Here is a 1,228-nt window from a genome sequence, read left to right as displayed (position 1 = left end):
CAAAATTGTTGGTATCGAGGGGACTGAACATAGCCTCGGTCACAGAAAATCGAATGATGTTTTCCAACAATCGCTTCTCGTGTGTATCCAACACAAGAAAGAAATAAATCATTCGCATTGAGAATGATGCCTCTCGTATCAAACTCAATCATTGCCATACTATCGGATAAGCCTTTGATGAAGCGGGTGTATTCACTTTCTGCTTCTTGGTTTCGAGTTCGCAAGCCAAACATTTTGAATTCCTTTTCTAAATGAGCTTTTCAAGAATTTAGTTTTCGCTATTTGTTCGATGTAAGTATTTGTAAATAAAGTTGTCAGTATGTAAATTTAGGCGTACATGTGCATAAAGCAAATGGCAGCAGAGTCAATTTTGTCGCGTTTTTGGCGAATGTTTGATGGCTTTGATTCGCGTTTGGGAAATAACTGTATGCAAAACAAAGGGGTGGAAGGTCACTTCTTCAGAAGATGTATAGAAAATTTCTTTTTAAGAAATTGTTCAATTGAGCTTATTAATGAAGTGCACATAAACAAATTAGTGACTTCGTATTCAAAGTAAGAATAACAAAAAAGTACCAAATTTGTATTAAAAAGTACTAATTTAGATTCATATCAATAAGCATCTCATTTCGTTATTGATAGGTCTGCTATATCTTTATTCGAATCAAACAGCAGACATTGTTTTCAAAAAAAGACTGGTGAGTAGTGGGTATGGCATCAACAAGTTTTAGTACTTATGGTTACAAGTGCACCAGGGCGTGTACTTCGTTGTTATTACTATGGCTTGCCATGTGTTCGTACAGTTTCGCTCACCAAACTAAAGTCGATACATTGATTGTCACCAATTCTAAGGCTTGGAAGCCGTTCTCATATGTCTCACAAGATGGTGAACCCAAAGGCATTCTGATTGACTTCTGGCGAGAGTATGCCGAAAGAAATCACGTTCGTGTTGAGTTCCTGCTGCTCGATTGGGAAGAGTCTTTGCGTGCAGTTAAGGAGGGGCGTGCGGATGTTCACGCTGGTCTGATTTACTCTGAGGCTCGCGATAAGTACCTTGATTTTGGTGCGGTTATCATGCCTATTCAAACCAAGTTGTACGTCAATAAAGATATGCTAGCCGTTGATATTAAGGGCGTGCTTACTGGAGAGGTAGAGCTTCCTATTGGCTTGGTAAAAGGCAGCTATGAAGCGGAATTTGTGCGTGCCAACTACCCTAGAGCGTCGCTAGTGG

Annotated in this window: 2 protein-coding genes; one reads left to right on the top strand and one right to left on the bottom strand. The window is 39.5% G+C overall.

The window, feature by feature from the left end:
* Nucleotides 1-233, bottom strand: a 233-nt coding sequence (locus R7Q38_RS23925) for a PAS domain S-box protein (RefSeq protein WP_318114542.1), incomplete at its 3' end; no start/stop codon positions are given.
* A gap of 475 nt (nucleotides 234-708) precedes the next feature.
* Here R7Q38_RS23925 and R7Q38_RS23920 point away from each other — a divergent pair.
* Nucleotides 709-1,228: transporter substrate-binding domain-containing protein (locus tag R7Q38_RS23920; RefSeq protein WP_318114540.1), on the top strand; the 520-nt coding region annotated here is incomplete at its 3' end.

This window comes from Vibrio sp. Vb0598, from assembly GCF_033338935.1.
GTDB classification, from domain to species: domain Bacteria; phylum Pseudomonadota; class Gammaproteobacteria; order Enterobacterales; family Vibrionaceae; genus Vibrio; species Vibrio alginolyticus.
This window is presented reverse-complemented; position numbering and strand designations above follow the sequence as displayed.